Below are 22,728 nucleotides of genomic sequence, written 5' to 3' on the forward strand. Positions count from 1 at the left end.
GGCGTACTCATGGCCGATCAGCAGTCCGAAGCGCCATCGCCGATACCAGCTCATACAGCGCATGCGACGCCGCGATCCCCGTGATCTGGGCGTGGTCATAGGCCGGTGCGACCTCAACCACATCGGCACCGATCAGGTCGAGGGCGCTGAACGAACGCAGGATCGCCAACAGCTCACGGCTCAGCAGTCCGCCCGACTCTGGCGTACCGGTACCAGGGGCGAAGGCGGGATCCAGCACATCGATGTCGACGGAAACGTAGACGGGTTTGTCGCCTACTCGGGCTCGAATTTTCTCGATTACCCCGGTTGCGCCAAGCGAATCCATCTCGGTTGCCGGCACGATCTGAAAGCCCAGCGCAGCATCGTCAACCAGATCTGCCGCGCCGTAGAGGGGCCCGCGGATACCGATGTGCAAACAGGCGGTGGGGTCGAGCAAACCTTCTTCAGCTGCACGTCGAAACGGCGTGCCGTGGGTGACCGCAGCCCCGAAGTAGGTGTCCCAGGTATCGAGGTGGGCATCGAAGTGCACGACGGCTATCGGGCCGTGCTTGGCAGCCATCGCGCGAAGTAGCGGCAGCGCGATGGTGTGATCGCCGCCGATGGTGACAAGGCGGTTCGATCGTTCAAGCAATTGTCGGGCACCTGATTCGATGCCGGCAACGGCCTCGTCGATCGAGAATGGATTCACCGCTAGGTCACCCGCATCAGCGACTTGGCATACCCCGAAAGGATGAACGCTCAGGGCTGGGTTGAACGGCCGAAGCAGTCGCGACGATTCGCGTATGTGCGCAGGCCCGAAACGAGCGCCGGGGCGATAGCTCACACCGGTGTCGAAGGGTATGCCGACGATCGCAATGTCGAGATCCGAGACCTCGTCAACGCGTGGCAGCCGCGCGAAGGTAGCTGGACCGGCAAACCTGGGGACGAGCGAGGCGTCGACGGGGCCGATGACGCCATTGCCGGACTGAACGCGCGGTAGGGCATACCAAGGTTCCGGAGACGTGAGGTTGGCTGTCATCGGACATCCCTTCGCTCGATAGAAGAGAAGGTAAACCAGAGTTTTCTATTAGGCAACACTTGATGCCTGCCAGAAATCATGGGACGGTAGGGAGATGAGTCGAGTTAGCCGGATCGTCGACCTGTCCGTGCCCGTCGACGAGGCGACCCAGATCTATCCCGGTGATCCGACACCGAGAATCAGAACTGCGGCGACCATCGAGTCGGATGGCTTCAACCTTCTGAGCGTTCATATCGGTTCTCAAACCGGCACGCACGTAGACGCGCCCTACCACTTCTCCGACAGGGGGCTGCGCATAGACGAGCTCGACCTGAAGCTCTTCACCGGCCCAGCAGTCGTACTGGACGTCCGCGCTGCGGGTGCTCGTGGCCGTATCGGCTGGGATCTGATCGAGCCGTATGCCGATCGCCTGCACACCGGAGTGATTTCCCTCTTTCACACCGGATGGTCCGTCCATTACGGCACGCAGCGGTACTTCGACAATCCGTTTCTCGATGCCGACGCCTGCCGCCGGATGCTGGAGTTGGGAGTGCGGACGTTCTTGATGGACGCGGTCAACATCGATGAGACGCCGGACGATGCGCATCCCGGCGAGGGCTTTCCGGTTCACCATCTGATCGCCGATGCACACGGCGTCATCGGAGAAAACCTTTCCAACGTAGCGGCAATCGATTTCGACCCGTTCGTCTCGTGCCTTCCGTTGCGACTGACGGGTGCTGACGGAGCGCCGGTGCGGGCGGTGGCGATCGAGCTGAACGCAGCCGCGTATGACTGAGCAATCGGGCCGCCGCGGCGCCGAGGTGAAGATCGGTTCGAAGCTTCGCGCGGCACGGATGTCACGCGGGCTGACCATCGAAAAGCTCGCGCACGCAACGGGATTGACCAAGGGCTTCATCAGCAGAATGGAGCGTGACGAGGTTTCAGCCTCGGTGGCCTCGCTCGTCGCGATCTGCGACGAGCTCGGCATCCGGGTTGGTCAGCTGTTTGACGCTCCCGAAACGACGGTCATCCGAGCGAACGAGGGGAAGCCGATCAACTTCGGCGGCGAGGGAGTTCGCGAGCACCTCTTGACACCAGGCACGGAGCGCAAACTGCAGATCATTCACTCGCTGATCGAAGCGGGCGGCGGTGGTGGTGGTGCCCAGCTCTACAGCCTCGACACCGACGTCGAGTTCGTCCATGTGCTGGCGGGCAAACTGGACGTTCTGCTGGCGAGCCAAACCATCACGCTGTTCACCGGCGATTCATTCACGTTTCCGGGCCGCGAGCTGCACAGTTGGCGCAATGCGTCGAAGACCGAACCAGCGGAGATTTTGTGGGTGCTGACACCATCGCCGTAGCTTCGCACTTGCCCACCGGCACAAGCCGGCAAGAATCCGGTTCAGAGCGTGCGGAAAGCGCCGCCGTCAGCGAGAATCTGAGCACCATTGATGTAGCTCGACGCGGAGCTGGCGAGAAATACACAGACGCCAATCAGATCTTCAGGCTGACCGATCCGGCCCATCGGATTCGCCTCACCCGCATTCTGCTTCTGCTCGGGCGCCCAGGCCTTCGTGACATCGGTGTCGAAGGCGCCAGGCAGTACCAGATTGACTCGGACCTTCGGCGCCCAAGCTCCCGCAAGGCCAAGGGTCATCGCGTTGAGCCCGGCCTTCGCCATGGCGTAGGGCAGATCGCCGACGCCCGGACGGTACGAACCGGCGGTCGAGACGTTGATGATAGAACCGCCGTCGCCCTCTGCCATTCGGGTGCCGAACAGCGTGGCAAGCCGGAACGGGCCCTTCGCATTCACGCCATGCGTCTTGTCGTAGAGCGATTCGGTGACTGCCGGCAAACTCTCGTACAACGGCGACATGCCCGCGTTCGAGACCAATACGTCGCACCGGCCGAAGTGCGCGTAGACCGCGTCCACGAGCTCGTCGCACTCGTCCCAATGGCTGACGTTCACAGCAAGCGGCAAGGCGCGCCGCCCGGTTGCCGCCTCGATTTCATTAGCGACGGCCTGGCAGTTCTCCAACTTCCGGCTGGCCACGACGACATCGGCGCCGGCGGCCGCGAGACCCTGCACTACGGCACGACCGATGCCGCGACTCCCGCCAGTGACGACAGCCACCTTGCCGGTCAGGTCGAACAGTTGCGCAGGTGTCGTCATAACGTTTGCTCCCAAGATGGTCGGCGGTGTTTAGCAAGAGGGTCGTCGGTGCTGGGTAGTCCTCGCCCGCAGCGAGCTGGTTCGGCAAACCCCCTGCAGAATACGATTCTTCGCACCAAGAATCAAGATCTGACGCCACAGAGTTGTGTTCAGGTCTGGTGCATAATGATTCGGTGCCAGTAGCCGACTCAGGTAGCGCAGCCCAGGCCGCAGTCGAGCGCGCACTGACAAAACAGCGCGACGACGCGACCCGGGAGGTCGAATCGATCCTTGCTGCCGCCCTTCGGGTTGCCGAGCGGGTCGCCCCGGCAGCACCGCGGGTCGCGGACATCGTCGCCGAGGCCGGCTCGTCCAATCAGGCGTTCTATCGATACTTCGCGGGCAAGGAGGAGCTGATGGCTGCCGTGCTCGAACGAGGTATCGCTCGGGTGCACAGCTATCTCGAGCATCAGATGGGCAAACACACCGCCCCGAACGATCAGATCGAGGCCTGGATTCGCGGTGTGCTCACCCAGGTCACCGATCGCAGAGCCGCACGTCAGGGCGCCGCCATCAACCGGCAGCTGCCAAACGCCGTGGACCATGAAAGTGCCGATCAGACCGTTCTATTGACCAGCCTGCTGATCGCACCACTCATCAGCAGCGGTAGCACGGACCCGCACCGGGACGCCGACGCCATCCACGAGGCAGCCTTCGGAACGATGCGACGGCACTCCGCCCACTCGACCGTTCCATCTCAGGACGAAGCCGATCACCTCGTCCACTTCTGCCTCAGAGGCCTGACGAAAGGATCTTCAGAGTGACCGACATCAGACTCGACGGACGGCGTGTCATCATCACCGGCGGCGCGAGCGGCATGGGCGAGGGCCTCGTGCGCGCATTCCCTGCTCTGGGAGCGCGGGTGGTGTCGATGGACATCGCGGCCGAGGCCGGTAAAGCGATCGCTGCCGAGGTGGGCGCGGCATTCATCGAGACGGACGTGACTCAAAAGAGCTCAGTCGACGATGCCTTCCGTGGCGCGGTCGAAGAATTGGGCGGCTTGGACGTGCTGATCCACGCAGCGGGCATCGCGCCGGGCGCCTCCGGAGCCGAAACCGAGGTCGACATGTGGGACCGGGTGATGGCGGTCAACGCGACTGGCACCATGCTCACCAATCAGGCCGCGTTCAGCCATCTCCGTGCCAGCGGTGGCCAGATCGTCAACTTCGCATCAGCCGCCGGCGTTCAGGGTTACCCGAGCAAACCGGCATATGCCGCGAGCAAAGGCGCGGTACTGGCCTGGACACGTTCGGTCGCCGTCGAGTGGGCTCCGTTCGGAATCACGGTGAACGCACTGGTGCCAGGTATCTGGACTCCGATGTATGACAAGACCCGCGCATCGATGACTGCCGAGCAGCTTTCGGCGCACGATGCTGTCATGGCGCAGCGCATACCGCTCGGCGGCAAGCTCGGCGACGTTCAGAACGATTTCGTCCCGGTTCTTGCTTTCTTGGCAAGCGAAGCGCCCCGCTTCATGACCGGCCAGATGTTCGCGGTCGACGGCGGAAGCACGATGGTCCGCTAAGGGCCGGCCAGCCCAACCACCACCCCAGCCTGGACGGGCGGGAGCCCTCAGCCGCCGGGGCCGTTCGGGAACTTCAGCAGCGAGCCGGCGTCGACCCGGATCTGTTGGCCAGTGATGTACCGGGCCTCGTCCGAGGCGAGAAACAGGATCAGGTTCGAGATATCTACCGGCTCGACGTACGGAATCGGCATCGCCTGGAAATGCTGGAAGGCCGGCAGTACGTCCTCTCGGGTGGGATTCTCCAGATCCGGACGGAACATGCTGTAAAGGCCGTCGTTGTGTAGCAAGTGCGTGTTGACGTTGGTCGGGTGCACGGCGTTGACCCGAATCATCCGCGGAGCAAGGTGTAGAGCCATCTGCTCCACATAGCTCATCAGGGTCTTCTTCGCCCAGCTGTAACCGGCGCTGCCCGGGCCCATCGCGGGGTTGTCGGTTGTGCCGGGCATCATTGCTGCCGTGGAGCCGGTGACGATGATCGAGCCGAGCTCCTGCAGGTGCGGCACCGCAACGGCGACCGCGTTCATGACTCCGACGAGGTCGACGTCCGTGGCGTCGACGAAATCAAGCGGATCGGGGTTGCCCATCGCCATCGGCAGAATGCCGGCATTGGCTGCCACGATGTCCAGTCGACCGAACTCGGCGATGCCGATATCGACCACTTCTTTGAGCTGCGAACGCTCCCGCACGTCGCCCTTACGGGCGACGATCCTCCGGTCGAGTGCCTCGACAAGACGTTGAGTTTCCTGCAGATCCTCATATGTCGACAGCGGGTAGGGGTTCGACTCGATCTGCTCGCAGATGTCGACTGCGATGATATCGGCACCTTCCTGGGCGAGCCGCACAGCGTGGCTTCGGCCCTGGCCGCGCGCTGCGCCGGTGATAAAAGCGACCTTGCCTTCCAGACGACCTGTCATGTCTCAGCCTTTCGCGCGCGGATGCGCTTAGCGGATTGGTGTCAGATCTAGCGCCGAACGCCTCGCGCCGACCTGGGTGCTAGGCGTCGATGCTATGCGTCTTGGACCAGGGAGAACAGCCTTGAATTCGTGGTGAACGTCCGTTCGGCGCTGGCGCGGGATTCTGTGCCACAGTGGGCCTATGGCTAGAACATCGGTGGCGGACCAAGCTCGCAGTGTGCTCGTCCGAGTTCGGCTGACGCCGGCAGAGGTTGAACGACTCGACGGCGCGCGGAACTCGGCGAGCAGATCTGACTACTTGCGGTCGCTCATCCCGGAGGCTGAGCTGACGGTCGGTTCAGAACCCGTCGCCACCCAGGCCGTCGCCACCCAGCCCGTCACCCAGCCGTCAGGGCGACACTTTCATACCCGCTTCGAACTTGTCTCGACCACGATGGCGGCTGGTCGACCCATCGAGAATTGGCTCTGCTCGTGCGGTAAGACCCTTTGACGCCCGCGACCTACTGGGCCGTCAGCTCGTGTGCGCGGGCCGTTACCCGCACCATCAGCGATGCCGACCAGGCGACCAGTGGCCGATCGCGAGGCAAGATCTCGCGCATGGCGTCGTTCACCTTGTCGTAGGCACGCTGCAACGTGACCGTTCCTGCGCACAGGCTGCAAACCGTGCTCGCCATGTTGTAGAGCACCTGTTCGTTCGCTGGATCGAGTACGACGGGGTGGCCAGTGAGCAACAACTCATCGGCAACGCTGAGGCGGCCGCAGGTCACCTGCTCAGACTTCAGGCCGATCCGGTCGAATGGCGGCAGTTCCGCCAGCGTGCGACCGCAGCAGGGCAGCACTGTCTTTCCAGGCTGTGGCCGGGCGTGTAAGGACTCAGTCTCCATCTGTGCGCATCCCCGATGATCGTCTCAGTCGACCCGGGTTGTGACCCGGCTTTGGACAAGCGAATCGGGGCACGATCAGGCTGTCCGCGTAGTCCCCCGATAACGCCGAACATGATCGTTATATGTCATTATTCGGCCTACGTCCACCTCGAGACGTGTTTTGTGAGAAGAGAAAACGGATTGGCCATCATCCGTTACCCCCAGCAGCAGGTTCATTACCCAGGGCTGCTGTCGGGCCCATCCAGCTCGACACCTGCCGATCGGCGCAGACGGTGAGCCTGCGGCGTAGTCACCGTTTCTGTTGAGGCTTTCCTATTGACGCGAGAGGTAATGTCTAACCGGACGTCGCCTCCGGTTGATCTGCGGTTCACACCGTCGCACGCAACGTCGAGACCAAAGGACAGGAAGGCTTTTCGATGGAATTTCGTCGGCTCGGACGCTCAGGACTAACCGTTTCGGTTGTCGGTCTGGGAACCAATAACTTTGGCTTGAAACTGGATCTTGCCGGTTGCCGCGAGGTGCTCGATGCAGCCTTCGACGCCGGCATCACGCTCATCGATACGGCTGACAGCTACGGCAAGTCCGAGGAGAACCTCGGCGAACTCCTCGTCGGGCGCCGCGACGACATCGTCCTGGCGACGAAATTCGGCTCGGACGCGAGTCGGATGGGCAACGGCAACGGCGCTGACTGGGGCGCGCGCGGATCGCGGCGTTACATTCGCCGCTCCGTCGAGGCGTCGTTGCGCCGGCTGCGGACGGACTGGATCGATCTCTACCAGATGCACGTGCCGGATCCGCAAACGCCGATCGAAGAGACGCTGTCCACACTCAACGACCTTGTCCATGAAGGCAAGATTCGCTACATCGGTCATTCGAACTTCAGCGGATTCCAGACTGCGGATGCACACTGGACTGCCCAGACTCGAGGCTTCGAGCCTTTCATCAGTGCCCAGAACGAGTACAACCTGATCAAGACCTCAGTCGAGACCGAGCTCGTCCCCGCGCTGGAGAAATACGGCATCGGGCTGCTCCCCTACTTCCCGCTGGCCAGCGGATTGCTTACCGGTAAGTATCGACGGGGTGAAGAAGCACCAGAGGGCAGCCGCATGAAGGCGTGGAACCTGCAGGCCGCGCTGAACGATCGCGCGTTCGACACGGTCGAAAAGCTCGAGGCCTTTGCCGCCGAGCGCGGCGTCACCCTGCTTGACCTCGCGATCGGCGGCCTCGCGGCGCGGCCGACGGTCGGGAGCGTCATTGCAGGCGCGACCTCAGCAGAGCAGGTTCGGGCGAACGTCGCAGCCGGGCAGTGGGTGCCAGATGATGCCGATGCAGCGGCGTTGCGCAAGGTAATCCGCGGCAAGTAAGGCCCATTTCTTTTGGACAGGTAGCCAGTGATCAAACTGCCCGAAATAGACCAGAAGATCGCAGTCAGCGTCGTCCTGGTCTCGACAATGTTCATGGCCGTCATGGACATCACGGTCGTGAACGTCGCGCTGCCTTCGATCGGGCGCGATCTGAATACCGCGCCGACTTCGGTGAGTATCGTCTCGATCGCCTATCTGGTGGCCTTGGCTGTCGTCATCCCGGCCTCGGGCTGGCTCGGTGATCGCTTCGGGCATCGACGGATCTTGCTCGTGGCCATCGTGCTCTTTGCCATCGGCTCCGCGGCATGCGGTCTCTCACAGACTTTTGAGCAACTGATCGCGGCCCGAGTCCTTCAGGGAGTTGGCGGCGGCATCCTCACCCCGGTCGGGATGGCCTTGTTGCTGCGGACCTTTCCGCTCAACGAAAGGGTCCGGGTAGCGCGCATCCTGCTGTTACCAACCGCGCTGGCCCCTGCCACCGGCCCTGCATTGGGCGGAGTACTGGTGAACAGCCTGTCCTGGCGATGGGTTTTCTTCATCAACCTGCCCATCGCGCTCGCCGCCGTCCTCTTCGGTATTTTCTTCCTGCGCGACCAGGACACCGACCCTGCAGGTGCATTCGACAAGGTCGGTTTCGCACTGTCCGGGTTGGGCTTTGCCGCGCTGATGTACGGGATCAGCGAGGGTCCCGAACGAGGTTGGAACAACCGCTGGGTGATCTTCGCGATCATCGTCGGGGCTCTGCTGCTCACAACGCTGGTCTTTCACCAGCTCCGAGTGCCCGAGCCACTCTTGCGGCTTCACCTGTACGGCAACCATCTGTTTCGCTCCGCAAGCGGCGTCATGTTTCTCACGACAGCGGCATTTCAGGGCACGCTGCTACTGGTGACACTCATGCTCCAGGACGGCCTAGGCGTGTCCGCTCTCGACTCGGGTCTGACAACGTTTCCCGAGGCATTGGGCGTCATCGTTGGATCGCAGATCGTCAGCCGCCGGCTATATGGGCTGATCGGACCGAGCCGCCTGATGGCGTTTGGCCTGACGGCCATAGCGTGCGCGAGCATCGCCATGACGACGATCCATTCCACCGGTCAACTCTGGTGGCTACGAGGTTTGATGTTCGTTATGGGCTATGGCCTTGCGCACGTCATGGTCTCCTCGCAGGCCGCGACGATGGCTCAGATCAGCCGCGCTGACACCAGCCGGGCATCGTCATTGTTCAGTGCAAGCCGGCAACTCGGGGGTGCGATCGGTGTGGCTGTGCTGACGACAACCCTTACGATCGTTGGCGTCAACCACACCGTGCAATCGCACAGCGTCGCTAACCTCTCCAGCTATCACATTGCCCTGATCGTTTCGGCGATTATGGCGTTGATCGGGGCAACGATCGCGCTTCAGATCCGCGACCGTGACGCTGCCGATTCCCGGCCTGCTCCGCGCTCCGAGCGTGATCAGACGGCGGCTGAGCGGCGGCCTCAGAGCACCGGGCTCGAGCCGCCGTCGAGATTGACCGCAGAGCCGGTCACGTAGGACGACCGGCGCGAGAGCAGATAGCCCGCCAGGTCCGCGAACTCATCTGCCCGTCCGACCCGTCCGAGCGGGATCGAGGCTGACAGGCCCGCGTAGAACTGTTCGAGGGTTTGGCCGGTGGCCTCGGCACGGCGGCGCCATTGGCCGCTTTCGACCAGTCCGATGCAGACAGCATTGACCCGAATCCCCCGCGGCGCGAGCTCTTTCGACAACGCTTTGGTGATGGCAAGGCCGGCGGCTCGAGACGCGGTCGTTGGTAGCGACCCAGCTGATGGGGCTTTCGCGCCGGTGTTCAGGACATTCACGATTGCGCCGCCGGTTGCTGGGAAATGCGGCAGCGCGAGGCGAGTGAGCCGGACGGCTGCCATCACTTTCAGGTCGAAATCGGCTTGCCAATCCTCGTCGGTAACCGACTCGATGGCTCCGCCAGCCGAGCGGCCAGCGTTGTTCACGAGCCCGTCGACCTTGCCCCAGCGATCGACGATAGCGCCGACGAAATGCTCCAGATCGGCAGCGACGCTCACGTCGGTGCGGACGCCTAGGACGTCACCACCGGCAGCGGTGAGCCGGGCCGTCACCGAATCGAGTCGTTGTTGGTCGCGACCGCAGATCGCCACCTTGGCGCCCTCTTCGACCAGCCGATCGGCGAGAGCCGCACCCAGGCCATCCGTGCCGCCAGTGATGGCGACAACCGCTCCCGTAAGTTCCAGATCCATGAACCGATCGTAGGGTACGAGGCAATCTGGCCGACGGGATTAGGCCGTGACGATGCCTTCGAGATTGTCGAGCGACTTCTCCAGCATGTGCAGCGGGACGATCGGCCACCTCGACGGATCCTTGCGCTTTTCGGGCAGCCCGCTCCAGTCGCAGTAGGAGGTAACGATCGTTTCGCCGTCGCCGGCCGCTTCGAGTTGGTAGCCATAGACATGGCCGTACGGGTTGCCCTTGGGGGTCATCACCGACCATTCGAGCAGCGTGTCTTGCTCGAAGCCGGTGATGATGACGGTGACGTCGTACTCGGCCATGTCGGGGATATCGCCGAGTGGGCGGCGATCCATGTGCATCGCGAACGTGTCGCCGACCGCTGCCACCGGTGTGGCGTCCGGCGCCGCGAGCAACATGCCGGAGCCGTCGATCTTGACGTGCCCGTCCGGGCGCGACACCAGCTCGAAGATCTTCGTTGCGGGTGCCTTGACGCGCCGGGTCGTCGAGATGCGTTCTTCTTGAGCCATGTCGGCCCTCCAATGTCTGAGTTGTGGTCGTGCAAAGGACGGCAATGGCGTTCGAACGTGTTGATGAACGATCAAGTATCTGCACGCAAGTATGTGCACAGCACGAGATCGAGGGGTAGCGATCGCTGGAAAGAGTGATGTTCTCCGCATCGATGATGCCAACGCTGGCGCAGCTGTCAGTGACCAATCACGTTGTCTACCGACAGCTGCTCGATCGTTGACTCTGCGTACCCAAGTTCCCGAAGAATCGCCCCGGTGTGCTGGCCAATGGCGCAGGGATCTCCTGCCATGGTGTCTGACCGCGAGAACCGGACCAAGGATGTCAGGCGTGGGATCTCGTCGAGCGTGGAGTGCTTGCACGACGTGACAAAGCCGCACGCCGGCGCGATGGCCCTTTCGCCTAGGAAGGCTGCGTCGACCGGTGCGGGGGCAACCTCAACGCAGGCCACGTCCGCGCCGCGCATCACCCGTTCCCAGCTGCGCGCCGACTGGGTCTTGAAGATGCTTTCCAACGCCGCTGCCAGATCGTCCGCGTTTTCCGAACGCGCGGAGGCCGTGGCGAATCTCGAACCGTCCACTAATTCTGGGCTTTCTCGAAGCGTGCCAACTAACTTGCGCCAGTCCGACTCAGTCGGCGCCGCCAGAAATACCCATCCTTCCTGCGCCTCATACAACCGATAGAGCGGCTGCAACCCCAGGTGTTTCAGATCTGCGGTGGGCGCCGCTCCGCGTCCTTCATAGCGAACCATGTCCTCGGACAGGGCATGCGTCGCCGATGAGAGCATCGTGGTCAGCAGGTCTTGACCGCCGTAGCCACGTGCCCGGGCTACCAGGCCTAGCGCCATGGCTGTCGCGGAGGTGACAGCGGAGTAGCCGTCGGCGTTCGCAACTCCCATGACGCCCTGCACGAGCAACATCGCTTTGCGCTTTATCTCCGGTAGATCGAGAATCTCCCCTTCGCCCAAGAGATCTCGCGCATTGCGACTGACCAACCCAGCCGCTGCGCCGATCGTGGGCGCGAACGCCGGCCGATGACCACACGGGCCGTCAACTCCGTATCCCGGACAGGCGAGGTGCACGATGTCGGGATTCACATCACGGAGCGCGGCAGGCCCCAAGCCAAGACGATCAGCTACACCGGCCCGAAAAGACTGTAGAACCACATCGGCGCCGCGAACGATGTCGAGCACGATTTGACGGCCCCGTTCGGTCGTCATGTCTACTGCGATGCTTTCCTTGCCAAGAAGAGCTTTGATGCCCGCGACGTCCGGGAACGGCATCATGTTCCGCATCGGGTCGCCCGCGAGTTCCTCAATCTTGATGACCCGGGCGCCGTAGTCCGCGAGCAGCGTTGCACCGAAAGGCCCGGCGTAGTAAGTACCTAGCTCGACGACCGTGATGCCGGCCAACGGGGCGTCGGTGTTGATGGATCCAGCCTGCTCCGCGCCCTGCCCGGCAACGTCAGCTACCGAAAGCTCTCGTAGCGCTGTGGCGTGTTCGTTCGGCCGGGGTGCGGGTTCGGTCAAAAGCGCCGGCGTGCGGTTCATTCGCACCACTGCGCCGGGCTGCACCACCGGCCCACGCTCGGGATCAGCAATTTCGCAGACCATGTGGTTCCACACGTTCTGCGGATGATCGAGTGCGTCGCTTCCGCTCCGGAAAGTCTCGGCCCAGACGTTAGGGTCTTCATCGAAACGTCGTTGCCACTCCGCCAGCGGATGTTCCTTCACCGCTAGCAGCAGTGTTTCCCAGAATTCGACTCGCGTCGGAATATCGTCGAAGTCGGGAAGACCAGCCCAGCGCGGGTCATCGAACATCCATTCCAGATCTAGGCATTTCATCATCGCGCGAAACAGCCGGTCGGTGGTCTGGGAGAACTGCAGCCAATAGCCGTCGGCAGTCTGGGCGATCAGGAGCCTGAACGAAAGGCCTCCGCTAGGGACGCCCGACTGCACAACGGGGGCTGGAGAATAGCCGGATTGGAAGCGATCAGTAACGACCCGCAGGTACCACGAGAGGGTGTCGTGAACAGTGAGACCTTGCAGCAGGCTTGTTTCGACCCGTTGCCCGCGGCCACTTCGCTCACGCTCGAACAGTGCGGTGAGAATGCCTTGAAGTGCCAACTGGCTGGCGGGGTATGACCCATAGAGTGCCGCTGGAAACGCGGGTCTGGTCCCGCCCTCCAGGCCCGCCCACTGCCAGAGGACACCAGACTTCGCCATGACGATGCCCTCGTAGCCCTGCAGATCAGACAACGGGCCCTGGCTGCCAAAGCCGGTAATGGACGCGTAGATCAGGCCAGGGTTTGCATCGCTCAGGTCGGCGTACCCCAACCCGAGACGGTCGGCGACGCCGTTGCGGAACGTGTCGATGACGATGTCGGCGTGACGGATGAGACCCTTCGCGACCTCAACATCACTGGCTTCACGCAGGTCGAGCTCGATGCTTTGGGTGCCTCGAGCCCAGAACGGCCATGCAGGCTGATCGCGCAGCTGACTGCCGCCGGGACGTTCAAGGTGGACGACGTCGGCTCCAAAGTCAGCCAGGAGTTGGCCAGCGTGTAGGCCCGTCTGGGTGGGTGACAACATCACACACCGCAGTCCAGAGAGCGGGAGCGATCCAGTCGTCATATGAGAATTCCCGACCCGCTACAAAAGCGCTTGATCGAAGCCAAAGACTCTCGCCGCAGTGCCGCCCATGATCGCGTCTCGATCGTTGTCGGAGACACCCTCGAGCTGCCGAACCGCGTCGGTCTGCGATTTGGGCCAGGTTCCTTCGGGATGTGGGTAATCGTTGCCCCAGATCAGGCAATCTAGGCCGGTCACATCACGATTCTTGATCGCGACAGGATCGACCATGAACGTCGCGTGACACTGACGCCGGATGAATTCGCTTGGCTTGTCGGACAGTTTTGTCTTCGAGAAGTTCGCATGGTCGACGTAAACCCCGTCTGCCTGAGTCATCACCCAGCCGAGCCACGACGCACCCGTCTCGGTCGCCACGATCCGAAGGAACTGGTGGCGGTCCAACACACCTCCGGCGGCAAGCCCAAGCAGCACCCGCGGGCCGTCGAACTGTGCGCCGAGTACATAGTTCAAAACGTTTGCGCCCTGTCCATGGACGAGCCTCGGCTCGTAGCCGGTGCCCGAATGGAAGGTCAACGGCAGGCCGAGTTCGTCCGCCGCATCCCAGAACGGTTCGAAGATCGGGTCGTTGTACTCCCGACCGTCCAGGCGACAGGGCAGCGACAATGCTCGAAAACCTTCAGCAGTTACGCGTTGTGCTTCGGCGATCGCCCCGGCAACGTCTGACATCGGAATCATGGCCACCGGAAGACTGCGGTGCGCACTCATCAGATTTTCCAGTGCCCAATTGTTGTACGCACGCGATAACGCCATCTGCAGCGAGGGATCGCCGACGAACGCAGCGTTCAATGCCCACGTCGGATAGACAACCTCCGCGACGACTCCATCGTCGCTCTGCTCGCGCTGACGCTGCTCGGGATCAGGCGCGCCGACCGTGGCAACTTGGAGCTGCGCGGTGCTCATCAGCTTGCGCGGCGCCAAGCCTTCTGCCTCCACGGTGCGCCATCCGTCCCGGTCGACGATGTGCGGCACGCGAGACTTGAACTCGTTGTCCACCCGCTCGGCGTACAGCTCGATCGGTTCTGTGACGTGCGAGTCGGCACTGATATAGCCGGTCCCCATTGCGTGTCCTCCACCTTGTTCGAAGCTGCGTCAACTAACTCAACGTGGGCCGCTGCGACTGGCCTACCCGTCGGGCATTGCGGTGATCAGCGGCTGATGGTCCTGACGACTTCAGGACGCGTGGTGTCTGCGTGGCCGGACTTACCGGCGACACCACTACTAAACAACGGAACCCGGCAGGCTGTCAACAGTGTTGACAGCCGTCGAGATATGACAGGATGTTCGTTCAACCGCCGTCAGGTCGAACCTCAACGCAAACAGGGGCGAACATCAATCACGAGTCCGCTGGCGAATCCACCCGCGATGCGATCGCTCGGGTGGCCAAGGAAATGTTCGCCGATAACGGATTCGCTGGCACCTCGCTGAGGTCCGTTGCCCGAAGGGTCGGGGTGGATCCGGCGCTCGTGATTCGATACTTCGGCTCGAAGGAAGAACTCTTCCTTGACACCTTGATGCCCTATGAGACCTTCGAGAGCGCGATCCGTGGCCCGATCGATGAAATGGGCATCAGGCTAGTCAAGTTCGTTGCCGACCCCGCCGCCCGGGTTCGCAGGCTGGGAACGCATGCCGCGTTGATCACCGCCGCTAACGCTGATGACGTCAGAGACCGGCTGCGGCGCGGGACGATGGAGAATGTTGTGGAACCTGTTTTGCGACGACTCAAGGGAAAGAATCGCGTCCTGAGGGCTCACCTTGTCGCGGCTCAGCTCGCGGGGCTTCTCGACGTACTGGGCGTCATCCGGGACGAGACACTTCTCGATGCTGATGTTGACCAACTCGCTGAGATCTACGGAAAGTCCCTGCAGGCCCTGATCACGCCGTAGCGGGCATCCGCGCTCACGCAAGCGGCTGTTCACCCTCACGCACCCGGCTGCTCCGCGGGATAACCACAAGAGCGCCGCCGGCCCCCTTTTGTGAGGTCCGGCGGCGCCCCCGACAGATCAATAGATCGATCTGTTCCAGACGTGCGGCTCGGAGTCCTAGCCGCTGATCTTGGTGCCGCAGATCGGGTCGAGGCCGGTGACCGGGACGAACTTGTCACCCGAGAGCTTGACGTAGAACGAACACTGCTTCGAGGGTGAATAGTCGCTGAAGTTGACCTTGACAGCCAGCAAGCCCTCGGCGTCGAAGTCCTTGATCTGACGCATTGCAACAGAGAAGCTCTCTGGAGTCGGGTTATCACCGGCGGCCTTCAGGCCAGCAGCGAAAGCGGTCATGCCGGTGTAGGCGGTCTGCTCGTCGTAACCCGGCGGGTCGGTCTCGCCGGCTGCGGCCAGTCGCTGCTTGAAGATCTGGGTCGCCGGGGTGTTGAGCTCAACGGGAGCGACGCTGCTGGAGAAGTAGAAGCCTTGCGCGGCCTGTACGGCCGGCGGCGACTTCAGGAGCGGTCCTCCGTAACCAGTGGGCAGCAGGATCGCCTGCGTCTTCGCTCCGGCCAAGCGGAGGGCTCCTGCAAGCGCGAACCCGGTCGCGGGAACGGTTGCAAAGAAGATCGAGTCGACACCCGCAGCCTTCATCCGAAGCGCAACCGGGTTGACGTCGGTGCTTCCGAAGTGAACGTTGATCGCGAGCCCGTTCGTCAGGCCTTGCGCTGCACAGGACTTGCCGAAGGCGGCCGCAGATTTCGTCGCACTTGGGGACTCGATATATCCAACGCCGCCACAAACCTTGCCACCGAGCATCTTGACCGTGTCACCGCCGGTCGTGAATACGGCGTCCGGATCCGCCACGCCAAGTGCGTTGAACATGTTCGTGTTCTTCGGGTCGGTCCACTCCGGCCCGTCAAAGCCAGTGCCGATTACCGGGACCTTCTCCTTGAGGAGATAGGGCTCGGCACCGTAGAAGTCGGACGTGACGCTGATGACCGCGAACACCTTGTCCTTCTGGACGAGCTTCTGAGCGACGGTCTGCGCACCGGCCGGGGTCGACTGCGAGTCGCCCATAACGTATTCGATCTTGTGTCCGTTAATCCCACCCTGCGCGTTTACCGCGTCGGTGTAGGCCTTGATGCCCTTCTCGCTGTTCAAGAAGCCTGACGAGGCCGCGCCAGTCAAGTCGGCGATGACGCCGATCTTGATCGGGTCCCCCGACGACGCCGCGGTATTTGAGCTGCTGCCGCCAGCGCTCGGGCTCGCGTCCTTCGACGAGCTGCAGGCGGTGACCAGGAGTGCCGCGGCGGCGAGCACCGCGCATGGCCGGATATACCTACTTCGTAGCATTTACAGACCTCCGGTAGGGGTTGTTTACGAAGAACGAGGCGGCAAGCAGCGATGGCCCGAGTGATTGAGACAGGTAACGCCCGCTCATTTGTGTTCGGACCATGTGCAAATTGCCTCTGAGCTCTAAAACGTGAAGCACGGTTCGGAACGATCAGTCGATGGACCTGAGTAAAGATCCTTTGATCGGGTGCCGCGACGGTAACAGCGCGGTCTTCTGCCATGGAAGAGCGGAACGCAAGCCGATACAAGAATGAGACATAGTCCAAATATCTCGGTCGACTTTCGTTGACAGATCCGCCAACGGTCTTCTATGTTGGTTCGGGCGTCTACTTGGAACGTGCGTTTTCCTGGGTTTTACGGGGCCTAATATGGCCTTGCGGGCATTTCTATGCTCGGCGCTTCCCCTGTTCTAGTCTCGATGAGAATCTAGACGCAGTCCGATATCATAGTTCCGAACCGTCGATGGTCAACCGGTTTGTCAATCTTCACCGACGGATATTGGCCGCGGTGCCTGCGGGACCCCTACTTCCGGGTCGACCGCAGCGACCCGTCCCACCGACACTGCCGGTGAACAGTAACTACAGGCTCCTCGCCGCTACTCCCACTCGATGGTGCCCGGCGGCTTGCTCGTCACATCGAGCACCACTCGATTGACCTCTCGCACCTCGTTGGTGATTCGGGTCGAGATCTTCTCGAGTACCTCGTACGGCACGCGCGTCCAGTCCGCGGTCATGGCATCTTCGCTCGACACCGGCCTGAGTACGATCGGATGGCCGTACGTTCGCCCATCACCTTGCACCCCAACCGAACGGACATCGGCCAACAACACGACGGGGCACTGCCAGATCTCACGGTCCAGCCTGGCAGCCGACAACTCAGCCCGGGCGATCGCGTCGGCACGCCGGAGGATGTCCAGCCGAGCGGCGTCGACGGCGCCGATGATGCGAATCCCGAGCCCGGGGCCGGGAAACGGCTGACGCCAGACGATCTGTTCGGGCAACCCGAGCTCGAGCCCCACCCGGCGTACCTCGTCCTTGAACAGCGCACGTAAGGGTTCGACCAAGGAAAACTGCAGATCGTCCGGTAGACCACCAACGTTGTGGTGACTCTTGATATTCGCAGTACCCGTACCGCCACCGGACTCGACAACATCGGGATACAGCGTGCCCTGCACGAGATATTCGTACGGCTGGCCCGGGTTGGACCCGCTGGCCTCGATCAACTCGCGCTCGGCCTGTTCAAAGGACCGGATGAATTCTCGTCCGATGATCTTTCGCTTTTCTTCTGGATCAATGATGCCTTCAAGCGCGTCAAGAAACTGCTGCCTCGCATCGACGACCTTCAACGAAACACCAGTGGCAGCAACGAAATCCAGTTCTACCTGCTCGGCTTCGCCGGCGCGCAGCAAACCATGATCTACGAATACGCAGGTCAGTTGATCTCCGACGGCCTTCTGCACCAACGCCGCAGCGACCGCGGAATCCACGCCGCCGGACAGCCCACAAATCACCCGCTTGTCGCCAACCTGCTTGCGAATAAGGGCAATCTGGTCATCGATGATGTTGGCGTCCGTCCAGTCCGGACTTAGCCCCGCGATGTTGTACAGAAAGTTCTCGAGAATCTGCTGACCCTTTTCGGTATGCAACACCTCGGGGTGAAATTGCACGCCGGCGAGTCGTCGCTCAGTGTCCTCGAAGGCTGCGACGGGTGCGCCGGTGGTGGAGGCAGTCACGGCGAAGCCCTCGGGCGCGCGGGTGACCTCGTTGCCGTGCGACATCCACACCTGCTGCGCCACAGGTTGGCCGTCGAACAACACTCCGGGGGTGCTGATCGACAGCACCGTGCGGCCGAACTCTGAACCGCCGGTGTCGGCAACCTCGCCGCCGAGGGCCTGCGTCATCGACTGGAAACCGTAACAAATGCCGAAGACGGGAACGCCCGCGGCGAACAGCGCCGGATCTGTCGCCGGCGCGCCTGGCTCATACACCGAAGCCGGCCCACCCGAGAGCAAGATCGCCTTGGGGTTCTTGGCGAGCATCTCTGCCACCGGCATACTGCTCGGCACAATCTCGGAATACACGTTCGCTTCTCGCACCCGACGGGCGATCAACTGCGCGTATTGCGCCCCATAGTCAACGACGAGAACGGTGTCGGTCTGCACTAGTCCATTCTCGCAGACCGCCGCACTTGCTTCAGCCGATCAAGCCCAGCCCGCTCAGCCCGGCGGCCAGGCGTACTCGACCCCCGTGAGTTCGGCGCTGAGCTCCCACAGTTGCGCGGCGAGTTCTGCGTCATTGCCGGTGGGGCTGAGCTTGGCTGATCCCGCTGGCCCGCGCGTCTCGCCGAACCACAACGGGCCGCTATACGAGCCCGGCGCGGCTTGCGTGGCTGCGAACAAGATCGGGTTCGCGCCGGCCTTGGCGGACTGCAGGAAAACTCGCCCGAACGCTGAGCCAAGCCCGCGGATCACCGGATTCGCGCCGAGGCCCTCTTTGCTGATGAAGAGGTTCGTGGCCGATACGCCCGGGTGGGCAACAGTTGAGGTCAGCTTCGAAGCGTGCGCGACGGACCGCCGCTGCAATTCCAGCCCGAAGAGCAGATTGGCCAACTTCGAGTTCGAATACGCCTTGCGCGGACGGTAGCCATCGGCGGGATTCCCGAAGAGGACGCCAGCGTCGCCACCGCGATGAGCCAGGGAGGCGACGGTGACTACCCGCGGTGCGTTGGCTGACAACAGTTGAGCCAGCAGGTGCCCGGTCAGTGCGTAGTGGCCGAGATGGTTGGTCCCGAACTGCAGCTCGTAGCCGTCCTCGGTTGGGCGCCATTTCGGCGGCGCCATCACACCGGCATTGTTGACCAGCACGTCCAGCGGCTTGTCGAACGCCGTACCGAACTTGCGCACGGATTCCAGCGACGCCAGGTTCAGCTCAGCCACGATGACGTCGGAACCTGGCGCCAGCGCTCTGATTCGATCCGCCGCCCGCTCTGCCTTCTGCAGGTTGCGGCAGGCGAGGGTCACCGTTGCGCCGTGCCGTCCGAATTCGGCAGCGACGTGCCAGCCGATTCCCGAGTTTCCCCCGGTCACTATCACCGACTTACCGATGAAGGAGCCCAGTTCTTCCGGTTTGAATGCCATGATCCGTCAACCGTACGGGCACACTGGAGATAACTAGTTGAGCGGAGCGATAAGAACTATGGGCGAGGCGTTCGTACGAACCCGGCTGTGGCGCAATGGCGTCCTGGAGAAGGAGGACTTTCCGTTCGAGGACATTTCGGACTACATCGTTCAGGACGACTGCCTGGTCTGGGTCGGGCTGTGCGCGCCGGACACCGACCGCCTCAGCAGGCTGTCCGATGAACTGTCACTGTCACCGATTGCCATCGAGGACGCGGTCGCCCGACACGAACGGCCCAAGGCTGCGCGATACGACACCCATACGTTTCTGAGCGGGTATGCGCTTCAGCTGGAACGCGACACCGGCGTCTTGCTGAGTGAGCAGGTGGCGGCCTTCGTCCTGCCGCACGCGTTCGTCACCGTCCACGGCGACAGCTGGTTCGATGTCGACACCATCGTCAACCGCTGGGACGAGAACGCCGATCTCAACAAGCTCGGCGCCAAGGCACTGGCCTACGGGATGCTCGATGTGCTGGTCGATGGGCATTTCGACGTGATCCAGGCACTGGACGACGAGATCGAGGGCCTCGAGGACGCTCTTTTCGACGACAACCCGACGACAGCGGGTAAACGCCAACTGCAGCGCCGGACCTTCGCGCTGCGCAAAGCGTTGGTGCAGGCCAGGCGCGTGGTGCTGCCGATGCGCGAGGTGGTGAACACCATCACTCGCCGCGATTCGAGCGTTCCCGAGCCTCTTCGCCCGTACTTCGAAGACCTTTACGACCATGTCCTGCGGGCAGCGGAATGGACCGAATCTCTGCGGGACATGATCTCGTCGGTGTTCGAGACCAACTTGTCACTCCAGGACGCGCGCCTGAACTCGATCATGAAGAAGCTGACCTCGTGGGCCGCAATCATCGCGATCCCGACGGCCGTCACGGGTTTCTACGGCCAAAACGTGCCCTATCCAGGCTTTGCCAAGGACTGGGGCTTCTACATGAGCGCGGCCATCATGATCACGCTGGTCGTGGCCCTGTACACAACTTTCAAGCGCAAGGACTGGCTGTAGGCCCCGTTCGGCTAGGCTGGTCGGCGGGTCGTAACTGGCGCATCGAGGTGGGTCACCACCGGGGATCGGCCCGGAGGACCTGCCGCGCGCCTGGGCTAGCAGCAATGGCTAACCACGCCGCCCTCGTACCGTCTATGGCAGGAGTCAGACACCATGACCGCATCGTCCACGAGCCCCGTCTCGACCAGTCCAGTTGCCGGCAGCCCGGCGTACGACAGCGCGGTCGCATCAACGGCATATCGCAGCGCTTTGGAAGTTATCGGTGCCGTTGAACCGCGCATTGCCGCAGCGATAACCCAGGAGCTGGCCGATCAGCGTTCCTCGTTGAAGCTGATCGCGAGTGAAAACTATGCGAGTCCGGCGGTACTGCTGACCATGGGCAACTGGCTTTCGGACAAGTACGCCGAGGGCACCGTCGGCCACCGCTTCTACGCCGGATGCCAGAACGTCGACACCGTTGAGTCGCTCGCGGCCGAACACGCGCGCGAATTGTTCGGCGCCGAGTACGCCTACGTCCAGCCGCATTCGGGGATCGACGCGAACCTCGTCGCGTTCTGGTCGGTGCTTGCCCAGCGCGTCGAGGCTCCGGCGCTGGTCCAGGCCGGCGTGAAGAACGTCAACGACCTGTCTGAACAGGATTGGACGGTGCTGCGGCGGGCGTTTGGCGATCAGCGGCTGCTCGGGATGTCGCTCGATGTCGGCGGCCACCTGACCCATGGCTTCCGGCCCAATATCTCCGGCAAGATGTTCACGCATGCCTCGTACGGCACTGACCCGGTGACCGGGCTGATCGACTACGGCGCAGTTGCCGCCAAGGCACGGGAATTCAAGCCGCTGATTTTGATGGCCGGTTATTCGGCTTATCCGCGCAAGGTGGACTTTGCCAAGATGCGTGAGATCGCCGACGAGGTTGGCGCCACGCTGATCGTCGATATGGCGCATTTCGCCGGGCTGGTCGCAGGCAAGGTTTTCAGCGGTGATTTCAACCCCGTTCCGTTCGCGCACATCACCACCACGACGACGCACAAGTCCTTGCGGGGGCCGCGCGGCGGTGCCGTGCTGGCGCAACCGGAGTTCGCCGAGTTCGTGGACAAGGGCTGTCCGATGGTGCTCGGTGGTCCGCTCGCCCACGTCATGGCCGCCAAGGCGGTTGCCTTTGCTGAAGCGCGCACACCCGCCTTTGCGACCTATGCCCAAGCCGTGGTCGACAACGCGGTGAGCTTGGCCGAGGGCCTGAAGAGCCGCGGGGGCAAGCTCGTGACGGACGGAACCGAGAATCACCTCGTACTGCTCGACGTCACGAACTTCGGCCTGACCGGCCGGCAGGCCGAATCCGCCCTGGTCGACGCGGGAATCGTGACGAACCGTAACTCGGTGCCACACGACCCGAACGGCGCCTGGTACAGCTCGGGCGTCCGCCTCGGCACGCCCGCTTTGACCTCGCGGGGATTCGGGGCAGCTGAATTCGACCGGACCGCCGAGCTGATCGTCGATGTCCTGACTGCTGCGACTGCGGCTTCGGCACCCAGCGGTGGGTTGTCCAAGGCGAAGTACGTTCTGCCTGCAGATGTTGCCGAGAAGACCCAATCCGCGGCGCTGGAGTTGCTCGAGGCCAACCCGCTGTACCCGGGTCTGGACGTCAGCTGACGATGGTCGGTCGGTCAGCCGGCGATACGCGACGGTAGCTGGTCGCCGGGTCCGGCAGCGGACAGCGCCGTGACAAGTGCGTGCACCAGCGCGGGAACATCTTCGGAATACACCCGCGCGGTCGAAACGCAACGGTCCTCGCGCCAGACGCTCAAGACGACGAACCCGTCTTCGACGTGGTGGGTGACCCGCAGCGCGCGGCCTTCCCCGCGAGGATCTTCGAACACCTCGCTGCCGTCAGACACCAGGGCCAGGGGCCCGCGTTCGTGCGCCATTCCTCAATCATGCTGTCGCGCCGACCAAAGGGCAACGG

The 22,728-nt window shown here is 62.7% G+C and carries 22 protein-coding genes and 1 riboswitch; of the genes, 10 read left to right on the plus strand and 12 right to left on the minus strand.

Annotated elements, in window-relative coordinates:
* Positions 1-7: 7 nt before the first annotated feature.
* Entirely contained in the window at positions 8-1,018 is a 1,011-nt protein-coding gene (gene speB / locus ACSMXN_RS18970; protein ID WP_022913886.1) for an agmatinase, read from the minus strand.
* Positions 1,019-1,112: 94 nt separating this feature from the next.
* Between speB and ACSMXN_RS18975 the strand changes: the two genes are divergently transcribed.
* Together ACSMXN_RS18975 and ACSMXN_RS18980 are read left to right on the plus strand one after the other, a co-directional pair.
* On the plus strand, positions 1,113-1,793 hold the full coding sequence (locus ACSMXN_RS18975; protein ID WP_022913887.1) for a cyclase family protein: 681 nt from the start codon (positions 1,113-1,115) through the stop codon (positions 1,791-1,793).
* Positions 1,786-2,358, plus strand: a complete 573-nt coding sequence (locus ACSMXN_RS18980; RefSeq protein ID WP_022913888.1) for an XRE family transcriptional regulator — start codon at positions 1,786-1,788, stop codon at positions 2,356-2,358. The genes ACSMXN_RS18975 and ACSMXN_RS18980 overlap by 8 nt, the downstream gene beginning before the upstream one ends.
* 41 nt (positions 2,359-2,399) lie before the next feature.
* On the opposite strand, the gene ACSMXN_RS18985 is transcribed toward ACSMXN_RS18980, so the two are convergent.
* On the minus strand, positions 2,400-3,170 hold the full coding sequence (locus ACSMXN_RS18985; RefSeq protein WP_022913889.1) for a glucose 1-dehydrogenase: 771 nt from the start codon (positions 3,168-3,170) through the stop codon (positions 2,400-2,402).
* Positions 3,171-3,343: 173 nt separating this feature from the next.
* Between ACSMXN_RS18985 and ACSMXN_RS18990 the strand changes: the two genes are divergently transcribed.
* Both ACSMXN_RS18990 and ACSMXN_RS18995 read left to right on the plus strand, forming a co-directional pair.
* The gene (locus tag ACSMXN_RS18990) at positions 3,344-3,973 is read left to right on the plus strand and encodes a TetR/AcrR family transcriptional regulator (protein ID WP_022913890.1); all 630 of its coding nucleotides are present in this window, start codon (positions 3,344-3,346) and stop codon (positions 3,971-3,973) included.
* Positions 3,970-4,734: an SDR family oxidoreductase gene (locus tag ACSMXN_RS18995; protein WP_022913891.1), complete on the plus strand. Its 765-nt coding sequence runs from the start codon at positions 3,970-3,972 to the stop codon at positions 4,732-4,734. Before ACSMXN_RS18990 ends, ACSMXN_RS18995 begins: the two co-directional genes overlap by 4 nt.
* Before the next feature lie 47 nt (positions 4,735-4,781).
* On the opposite strand, the gene ACSMXN_RS19000 is transcribed toward ACSMXN_RS18995, so the two are convergent.
* Positions 4,782-5,648: a mycofactocin-coupled SDR family oxidoreductase gene (locus ACSMXN_RS19000; RefSeq protein WP_022913892.1), complete on the minus strand. Its 867-nt coding sequence runs from the start codon at positions 5,646-5,648 to the stop codon at positions 4,782-4,784.
* A gap of 181 nt (positions 5,649-5,829) precedes the next feature.
* On the opposite strand from ACSMXN_RS19000, the gene ACSMXN_RS19005 reads away from it, so the two are divergent.
* On the plus strand, positions 5,830-6,138 hold the full coding sequence (locus ACSMXN_RS19005; RefSeq protein WP_155958421.1) for a hypothetical protein: 309 nt from the start codon (positions 5,830-5,832) through the stop codon (positions 6,136-6,138).
* Between the two features lie 10 nt (positions 6,139-6,148).
* Here the strand turns inward: ACSMXN_RS19005 and ACSMXN_RS19010 are convergent, their stop codons facing one another.
* On the minus strand, positions 6,149-6,532 hold the full coding sequence (locus ACSMXN_RS19010) for a hypothetical protein (protein WP_022913894.1): 384 nt from the start codon (positions 6,530-6,532) through the stop codon (positions 6,149-6,151).
* A gap of 416 nt (positions 6,533-6,948) precedes the next feature.
* Between ACSMXN_RS19010 and ACSMXN_RS19015 the strand changes: the two genes are divergently transcribed.
* A complete protein-coding gene (locus ACSMXN_RS19015) occupies positions 6,949-7,896 on the plus strand; it encodes an aldo/keto reductase (RefSeq protein ID WP_022913895.1) in 948 nt (315 codons plus the stop codon).
* 27 nt (positions 7,897-7,923) lie between these two features.
* Entirely contained in the window at positions 7,924-9,426 is a 1,503-nt protein-coding gene (locus ACSMXN_RS19020) for an MDR family MFS transporter (RefSeq protein WP_022913896.1), read from the plus strand.
* Here ACSMXN_RS19020 and ACSMXN_RS19025 read toward each other — a convergent pair.
* The 4 genes from ACSMXN_RS19025 to ACSMXN_RS19040 all read right to left on the minus strand — a co-directional run bounded on the left by ACSMXN_RS19025 (position 9,372) and on the right by ACSMXN_RS19040 (position 14,365).
* A complete protein-coding gene (locus tag ACSMXN_RS19025) occupies positions 9,372-10,142 on the minus strand; it encodes an SDR family oxidoreductase (RefSeq protein WP_022913897.1) in 771 nt (256 codons plus the stop codon). The two genes, ACSMXN_RS19020 and ACSMXN_RS19025, sit on opposite strands and share 55 nt — an antisense overlap.
* Before the next feature lie 39 nt (positions 10,143-10,181).
* Positions 10,182-10,658 carry a polyketide cyclase gene (locus ACSMXN_RS19030; RefSeq protein WP_022913898.1) on the minus strand — a complete coding sequence of 159 codons (477 nt, stop codon included), beginning with the start codon at positions 10,656-10,658 and terminating at the stop codon, positions 10,182-10,184.
* 176 nt (positions 10,659-10,834) lie between these two features.
* Positions 10,835-13,288, minus strand: coding sequence for a CoA transferase (locus tag ACSMXN_RS19035; protein ID WP_022913899.1), 2,454 nt, complete (start codon positions 13,286-13,288; stop codon positions 10,835-10,837).
* Between the two features lie 18 nt (positions 13,289-13,306).
* The gene (locus tag ACSMXN_RS19040) at positions 13,307-14,365 is read right to left on the minus strand and encodes an amidohydrolase family protein (RefSeq protein ID WP_022913900.1); all 1,059 of its coding nucleotides are present in this window, start codon (positions 14,363-14,365) and stop codon (positions 13,307-13,309) included.
* Positions 14,366-14,583: 218 nt separating this feature from the next.
* On the opposite strand from ACSMXN_RS19040, the gene ACSMXN_RS19045 reads away from it, so the two are divergent.
* On the plus strand, positions 14,584-15,189 hold the full coding sequence (locus ACSMXN_RS19045) for a TetR/AcrR family transcriptional regulator (protein ID WP_022913901.1): 606 nt from the start codon (positions 14,584-14,586) through the stop codon (positions 15,187-15,189).
* Positions 15,190-15,345: 156 nt separating this feature from the next.
* Here ACSMXN_RS19045 and ACSMXN_RS19050 read toward each other — a convergent pair whose 3' ends face one another.
* From ACSMXN_RS19050 to ACSMXN_RS19060, 3 genes are all read right to left on the minus strand, one after another.
* Positions 15,346-16,584: an ABC transporter substrate-binding protein gene (locus tag ACSMXN_RS19050; RefSeq protein ID WP_022913902.1), complete on the minus strand. Its 1,239-nt coding sequence runs from the start codon at positions 16,582-16,584 to the stop codon at positions 15,346-15,348.
* Between the two features lie 595 nt (positions 16,585-17,179).
* Positions 17,180-18,745, minus strand: a complete 1,566-nt coding sequence (guaA, locus tag ACSMXN_RS19055) for a glutamine-hydrolyzing GMP synthase (RefSeq protein WP_022913903.1) — start codon at positions 18,743-18,745, stop codon at positions 17,180-17,182.
* A gap of 54 nt (positions 18,746-18,799) precedes the next feature.
* Positions 18,800-19,720, minus strand: coding sequence for an SDR family NAD(P)-dependent oxidoreductase (locus ACSMXN_RS19060; RefSeq protein WP_022913904.1), 921 nt, complete (start codon positions 19,718-19,720; stop codon positions 18,800-18,802).
* Positions 19,721-19,778: 58 nt separating this feature from the next.
* Here ACSMXN_RS19060 and ACSMXN_RS19065 point away from each other — a divergent pair, with 58 nt between their 5' ends.
* Both ACSMXN_RS19065 and ACSMXN_RS19070 read left to right on the plus strand, forming a co-directional pair.
* The gene (locus ACSMXN_RS19065; RefSeq protein WP_022913905.1) at positions 19,779-20,768 is read left to right on the plus strand and encodes a magnesium transporter CorA family protein; all 990 of its coding nucleotides are present in this window, start codon (positions 19,779-19,781) and stop codon (positions 20,766-20,768) included.
* 20 nt (positions 20,769-20,788) lie between these two features.
* Positions 20,789-20,871, plus strand: a riboswitch (ZMP/ZTP riboswitch).
* 50 nt (positions 20,872-20,921) lie between these two features.
* Positions 20,922-22,415, plus strand: a complete 1,494-nt coding sequence (locus tag ACSMXN_RS19070) for a glycine hydroxymethyltransferase (protein ID WP_022913906.1) — start codon at positions 20,922-20,924, stop codon at positions 22,413-22,415.
* A gap of 14 nt (positions 22,416-22,429) precedes the next feature.
* Here ACSMXN_RS19070 and ACSMXN_RS19075 read toward each other — a convergent pair whose 3' ends face one another.
* Entirely contained in the window at positions 22,430-22,690 is a 261-nt protein-coding gene (locus tag ACSMXN_RS19075) for a hypothetical protein (RefSeq protein ID WP_022913907.1), read from the minus strand.
* Positions 22,691-22,728: the final 38 nt, after the last annotated feature.

Source organism: Parajatrophihabitans canadensis (genome assembly GCF_053764775.1).